This is a genomic window from Streptomyces swartbergensis, assembly GCF_002148965.1.
Taxonomy (GTDB): Bacteria; Actinomycetota; Actinomycetes; order Streptomycetales; family Streptomycetaceae; genus Streptomyces; species Streptomyces swartbergensis.
In genome coordinates, this window is record NZ_NGFN01000426.1 from 1 (window position 1) to 6,706 (window position 6,706).

Annotated in this window: 4 protein-coding genes; all 4 read right to left on the minus strand. The window is 73.9% G+C overall.

The features are described 5' to 3' along the window. Nucleotides 1–97 precede the first annotated feature (97 nt). On the minus strand, nucleotides 98–1,777 hold the full coding sequence (locus CA983_RS38790) for a serine/threonine-protein kinase (RefSeq protein ID WP_086605402.1): 1,680 nt from the start codon (nucleotides 1,775–1,777) through the stop codon (nucleotides 98–100). A 128-nt stretch (nucleotides 1,778–1,905) separates the two neighbouring features. After that, nucleotides 1,906–3,126 (minus strand): serine/threonine-protein kinase, encoded by a 1,221-nt coding sequence (locus tag CA983_RS38795; RefSeq protein WP_086605403.1) that lies wholly within the window; start codon nucleotides 3,124–3,126, stop codon nucleotides 1,906–1,908. Nucleotides 3,127–3,217: 91 nt separating this feature from the next. Beyond that, nucleotides 3,218–5,134: a protein kinase domain-containing protein gene (locus tag CA983_RS38800; RefSeq protein WP_086605404.1), complete on the minus strand. Its 1,917-nt coding sequence runs from the start codon at nucleotides 5,132–5,134 to the stop codon at nucleotides 3,218–3,220. A 167-nt stretch (nucleotides 5,135–5,301) separates the two neighbouring features. Further along, on the minus strand, nucleotides 5,302–6,706 hold a 1,405-nt coding region (locus CA983_RS38805), incomplete at its 5' end, for a serine/threonine-protein kinase (RefSeq protein WP_483027227.1).

Here is a 6,706-nt window from a genome sequence, read left to right on the forward strand (position 1 = left end):
GCTCTGGGCGCCCGTCCCGCCCCCGTCGTTGCTCATGCCCCATCAGTACCCCGCGGGGCGGCCGCTTGTCGACGCGAGTCAGTGGCCGGACACCGGTTCAGGTCCCGTCGATGTCCAGGTTGGCGATCGCCGTGCCGGCCACCTCCCGCCCGCGATCGGTGAAGTCGCCCTTGCCCGGGTAGCTGACGGTGAGCTTGTACATGTCGCCGCCGGAGGTCTTGTAGTAGAAGATCCTGAGCTCGCGGGGGCGGGGGTTGTCGCTGTCGTCGGTGTCGTACGTGACGGTGTTCTCGGCGGCCTTGTCGCCCCTGTACGTGGTGTCCTTGGGGTTCGTCCTCGGGTTCTCCGGCATGTCCAGGGGGTAGCTGCCGCTGTCCTTGAACGCGCTGTCGTCGTCGTACATCTCGGCGGCAGCGGAGCCGGCGATGGCGCCGCCGGTGTCCTCCGCCTTCTTGTCGAGCTTCAGGCTGATCCAGATGCTGCCGCTCCAGTCGGTGTACGTGACCCAGTGCCCCTGGTCCGACTCCCGGTCGGGCACGGTCCGCTGGTAGGCGCCGGGGAAGGCCAGCGTCGCGGCGAGGTCCTGCTCATGGCGTGTCTTCCAGCCCTCGGGCAGCGGCCCGGCGAACGGGTTCGCGAGCACCAGGTACGCCGTCACCGCCGCCGCGACGACCGCCGCACCGAGCCCGGTCCACCCCTTGCGTCCGGGCCGGAGTCCTCGGCCCTCGCCGCCCTCGCCGCCCTCGCCGCCCTCGCCGCCCTCGCCGCCCTGGCCGCCCTTGACCTGGACGACCTGCGTCGGCCGGTCCRCCGGCGGGTTCGCGGCGGCCTCCAGCAGGGCTCGCACCCGGGCGGCGTCCGGGCGGCGGGCCGGATCCTTGTGCAGCAGGCCCGTGATGGCCTCGGCGAGCGGGCCCTGGGCGGAGGCGGGCGGCGCGGGCGTGGCGTTGAGGACGGACTGGAGTGTGGCGGCGGTGTTGCTGCGGCGGAACGGCGAGACGCCCTCCGTCGCCGCGTACAGCACCACGCCCAGGGACCACAGGTCGCTGGCCGGGCCCGGGCGCTGGCCCAGCACCCGCTCGGGCGCGATGTACTCGGGCGAGCCGACGAAGCCGCCGGTGTCGGTCAGGTTGGTCTCGCCCTCGATCTGCGCGATGCCGAAGTCGGTGAGGACGACCCGGTCGTACCGGCCGAGCAGCACGTTGTCCGGTTTCACGTCGCGATGCAGGACGCCCGCCGCGTGCGCGGCCTCCAGCGCGCCGAGCACCTCCAGGCCGATCCGGGCCGCCTCGCGCGCGGACAGGGTGCCCTCCTGGAGCGCGTCGCCCAGCGAACGGCCCCGCACGAGCTCCATCACGATCCACGGCTGTCCCTCCACGACCGCGACGTCGTGGACGTCGACCACCGCCGGGTGGTCGAGCCGGGCCGCGGCACGTGCCTCGCGGCGCATCCGCTCGAAGGCGTTGGCACGTTCGCGTTCGGGAAGATGCTCCGGGACGCGGGGCTCCTTGACGGCGACCTCCCGGTCCACCGTCTCGTCCATGGCGCGCCACACCGTGCCCATGCCGCCGTGCCCGAGCTTGGCGATCAGCCGGTAACGTCCGGCGATGAGCCGCCCGGCACCGGGATCCTGGACCACTGCCGCCGACTGGGCCGGCACGACCTGGGTGGGCGTCGCGTACGGGTTGCCCGGTACCGGCGCCGGTGGATTCGGTGGTTGCAGAGCGAAACTCGTTGGCTCGTCGGCCCCGGATCGGGCTCCCCCGTTGTTGCTCATGAGGTCATCCCTATCGCGCCAAGCGCTTCGGCATCCAGCACGGACGCGTCCCGGTCACAGACCCGTGACGCGACCCGGGGCTTATCTCCTCTTCATCCCGGTTACGGGGCCCATCGGCTGCCGCCGTGTCAGGGCGAGGGTGAGGTGGCGGCGGTCGTGGCGGCGGTCGTGGTGGCGTCGGTGGCCGCGGGAGTGCTCGGAGTGCGCGTGCCGGGGGAGGACGGTCCGGCCGAAGGCGTCTTCGGCGCGGAACTCGTCGGTGTGCGGCCGCCGTCCCCGCCGCCGTCCTCCATGAGCAGCGCCGCCGCCGACACACCCGCCCCGGCCATCGCGGCGACGGCCAGCGCGGCCACGAGCACCCGGCGCGTGGGCTGCCGGAGCAACTGCTCCTGCCGCTGGTCCGGGCCGGGCAGGTCCGTCGGCGGCACCGGCGATCGCCGACCGGCGTCGTCCTGCGGCCGTCCGTGCGGGGCACGCACCGCCGGCGCGTACCCGGGCGGCGGAGCCTGCGGCGTACTGCCCGTCTCACGGAACACCCGCAGCATCCGCTCCGCCCGGTCCGCGTCCAGCCGCCGGTCCGGATCGCGTTCCAGCAGGCCCTGTACGACGGGCAGGAGCGGCCCGGCCTGCGCGGGCGGGCGTATGTCGCCGACGACGACCGCGTGCAGGACGCCGCCCAGCGAGTCGCGGTGGAACGGCGACTCGCCGCTGAGGGCCGCGCACAGCAGCGCGCCCAGCGACCACAGGTCGGACTCGGGCCCGGTCCGGACCCCGGACATCCGCTCGGGCGCGGTGTACTCGGGCGAGCCGACGAAGGAACCGTTCTCGGTGAGCGTGGGGGCGCCCGCGACCTGGGCGATGCCGAAGTCGGTGAGGACGACCCGGTCGGTACCGTCCTCCAGCAGCACGTTGTCGGGCTTGAGATCGCGGTGCAGCACCCCGGCCGCGTGCGCGGCGCGCAGCGCGCCGAGCAGGGCGATACCGATCCGTGCGGCCTCGGCGGCGTCGACCGGGCCCTGGGTGGCGAGACGGTCGGCGAGCGATCCGCCCTCGATCAACTCCATGACGATGTACGGGCGTTCGTCGTCCTCGACGACGTCGTGGACGACGATGATGTGCGGGTGGCTCAGCTGCGCGACCGCCCGTGCCTCGCGCAGCGTACGGTCCCGCTGCCGGCGCGCTTCCGCCGCGGAGAGCGACTCGTCGAAGGGGAGTTCCTTGACGGCCACGCCCCGGCCGAGCAGCTGGTCGGTCGCCCGCCAGACCACGCCCATGCCGCCGCGCCCGAGCCTCGCCTCAAGCCGGTAACGGCCCGCGATGACACGCGTGTTGTGCCCCTCGGTCCCCATGCGGAAATCATGCCCCACCGGAGGGATGGGCTCCGGGGCAGCGGCGCACGGGTGGCCGAAACACACGGCCCTGTGTCGCGGGCCTCCCGCGTCAGGGGGTCTTCTCGTGCCAGCCCTGCAACAGCGACGTGAACTGCTTGCGCGCCTTCGCCCAGTCCTGCGCGGGCGCCGACATGTAGAGCGCGTACTCGGTGCCGTCGCGGGCGACGTACGTCTCCTCGACGGCCCGGCGCGGCCCGGGGAACTCGGTGTCCTTGGCCTGCGCGGTCCAGGTGTACTCCCACAGCGCGCCGTCCCGGTCACGGTAGACGTTGCGCTCCAGCTTCACCCGCTTGTAGTCGACCAGATCCTGCAACTGCTGCTCCAGGTCGAGCTGGTGGGCGTACGGGTCGGCGAAGTCCGGGGAGGTGTCGACGGCGATCCGGACGAAGTGCCGGCCGCCGTCGGGCGTGTAGTCGATCTGCCGGAGCTCGCCCTGCGGGCCGAAGGTCTTGCGCTTCCAGCCCTTGGGCAGGTAGAGGCTGAAACCCGCGGGGTCGTCGCGGCGGGTCCAGCCTGCGGGAACCGAGCCTCCGGGCTGCCCCATGGTCGTGGGACCGGCCGAGCCGGACACGCCGCCCGACGTCTGCCGGCTCTTTTCCCACTGCTGGAGCACCACCGCGGTGCCTCCGCCGATGATGGCCGCGAGCGCGACCACGAGAGCGAGGGTACGGAGCCGGCGGCGCCGGCCCGAACCGGCCTGCTGCGGGCCCGTGGCCGTCGGGCCGACCGTGGTGGGACCGGTCGTCCCGTGTCCGGTGGCGAAAGCCCCCGCTGCGGGAGGGCCGGCCGGGGCGGCACCGGCCGTCGGCATCCCGGTGGCCGGTGTCCCGGCCAGCGGCGGGAGCGGAGTCCCGGTGTGCGATCCGGAGCCGGTACCGGCCGTGCCCGGGCCGGAGCCGGTACCGGCCGCGCCCGGATGGGACGTGCCGGTACCTGCCGTACCCGGATGGGACGTGCCGGTGCCGGGCGTGCCCGGATGGGACGTGTCGGTGCCGGGCGTACCCGCGCCGGACGGGTACGTCCCGGAAGGGTTCGCGCCGGACGCGCCCGTACCGCTGTGCCCGTTCCGGTACGGCGACTCGCTGTGCCCGTTCCGGTACGGCGACGATCCCCCGTACTGCGTCGGCACATACGCCTGCGCCCCGCTCGGCCGCCGTCCCTCCGCCGCCTCGGCGAGCATCTGTTCGGCCTCGGCGAGTTCGGGCCGGGTGGCCGGATCCTTGCGCAGCAGGGCGGTGATGACGGGCGCGAGCGGCCCCGCGTACTGAAGCTCGGCGGCCTCCTCCTCGACCACGGCCTGCATGGTGGTCAGGGGTGTGGTGCGGCGGAACGGCGACCGGCCCTCCACCGCCGTGTAGAGCGTCGCGCCGAGCGCCCACAGGTCGGAGGACGCGCCCGGGTCGTGGCCGCGCACCCGCTCGGGCGCCAGGTAGTCGACCGAGCCGACGACCTCTCCGGTCCGGGTGATGGTCGTGTCGCCCTCGATCTGGGCGATGCCGAAGTCGGTGAGCAGAACACGTCCGTCCCGGGCGAGGAGGACGTTGCCCGGCTTGACGTCGCGGTGCAGGACCCCGGCGGCGTGCGCGGCGCGCAGGGCCCGCAGCACCCACATGCCGATGCGGGCCGCCTCGCGCGGCTCGACGCGCCCCTCCTCCTTGACCGCGTCGGCCAGGGAGCGGCCCTCGACCAGCTCCATCACGATCCACGGTCGGCCGTCGTGCTCCAGCACGTCGTGCACCGTGACGACCGCGGAGTGGTTGATCCGCGCGGCGGCCCTGGCCTCGGCCCGGGTGCGCGCCAGCAGGATGGCCTGCTCGCTCTCGGAGACGTAGAGGGCGGCCGTCAGCTCCTTGATGGCGACGGACCGGTGCAGCACCTCATCATGTGCCCGCCACACCCGGCCCATACCGCCCCTGCCGATGGAGTCGGCGAGCCGGTAGCGGCCCGCGACGAGCAGGCCCTGCATCTGATTCACGTTGCCCCGCAATGGTCTTGACAGGGTCAGCGTAAGGACCCGTCCTTTCCCAGGGAACAAGCGGGGTACCACGGTGACCGCACTGTGACGGTTGTTGCGTTCTGGGACAGGAGGGAACGGTGAGGTGAACGCCGGTGCACGGCCGTCGCGTCAGAAGATCATTTCGTCGCCCGGTACGTCGCCGCCGCCTGCTCGTACAGCCGCGTCACCTCGTCCCGTTCGGACTCCGGGCCGCGCACCTGGACCACGTGGTACCGCCCGTCGACCAGCATCGCGAGGTTGCGCACATACAGCTCGCCCCCGTCGTCACCGGTCCAGGTGAACTGCCCCTCGGCCATGGTCCGCCCGCCCACCTCGATCGTCTTCAGCCCGGTGGAGGTGGCCCAGCTGGAGTCGCGGTAGGGCTGCAACTCGCGTTCCTCCTCCCGCTGGTAGGCCATCGGATCGCTGCCGTACTCCGACGCGCTGTCCCGGCCCGGTACGACGATGAGCTCGAAGTCGCCCTTGGCGTAGACGACCTGACCGCTGCCGTTCCGCGGCGTGCGGTCCCAGCCCTCGGCGACGGCGACCTGGAAGCCCGCCGAGTCCTTGCGCAGGGTGAAGCCGTCGGCGACCTCGGGGCCGGTGGTCTGCGTCTGGGTGGAACCGGCCGATGTCGACGGGCTCTTCTCCGGCTCGGGCGACGCCCGGTCGGGCCGGGGCTCGCCGCTGGCGTCCGGCTCGGGCGCCTGGCTGACCTCGCCGGCGGCACCGGTGCGGTCCGTGCCCTGCGCGCCGTCGGTCCCCGACTTGGGCATGAAGAGCATGGCGTAGGCGACCGCCGCGGCCATCGCGAGCAGGACGAGCAGGAGCAGGGTGCGGCCGAGCCGGTGCGGCGACCGCGAGTCCTTCTTGGCCCGCTTGTGCCGCCCGTGGTGCGCGGGCAGCCCGGCCCGCCGCCTGCGCACGAGCTCGCCGCGGCGCCGTACGACGGGCAGCCGGCTCGCGTCGACGGGCGGGGCCGCGACGACGTGCACACCGGCCTCCGGCTCGGGCGCCGAGCGCACCAGCGAGCGCAGCCAGCCGCGCAGTTCCTCGAAGTCCAGGCGCTCGGTCGGGTCCTGACGCAGCAGCGACTCCACGACCGGCCTGAGCGGCCCGCACTCCTCGGCGTACGCGGGCGGCTCCGCGCACACCATCTGCACCAGCTCGGCCGTCGACTCCTCCGGGTAGGGCGCATGTCCCTGCACGGCCCGGAAGAGCAGCGCGCCGAGCGCCCACAGGTCGGTGGCGGGGCCGATCGGCGCGGCCAACTGCCAGTTCTCGTGCACGGGTCCGGCCTGCTCCGGCGCCCAGCGTTCCGTCACGGGCCCCACCACGGCCATCCGCGCCTGCCGCGCCCGCTCGGCGGCCAGCGCCGTGGCCGGACCGCGCCGGGGTGCGGGGGTGTGGGCGACCAGGTCGTCCCACCGGGTGGGCTCGCTGTGGGCGGCGGGGTCCGAGGCCGGGGGGAGAGCCGCCTGCTCGTGTCCCTGCGGCGAGGGCGCGCTGCCCGTTCCGCCGCGGGGTGTGGCGCCGTGCCAG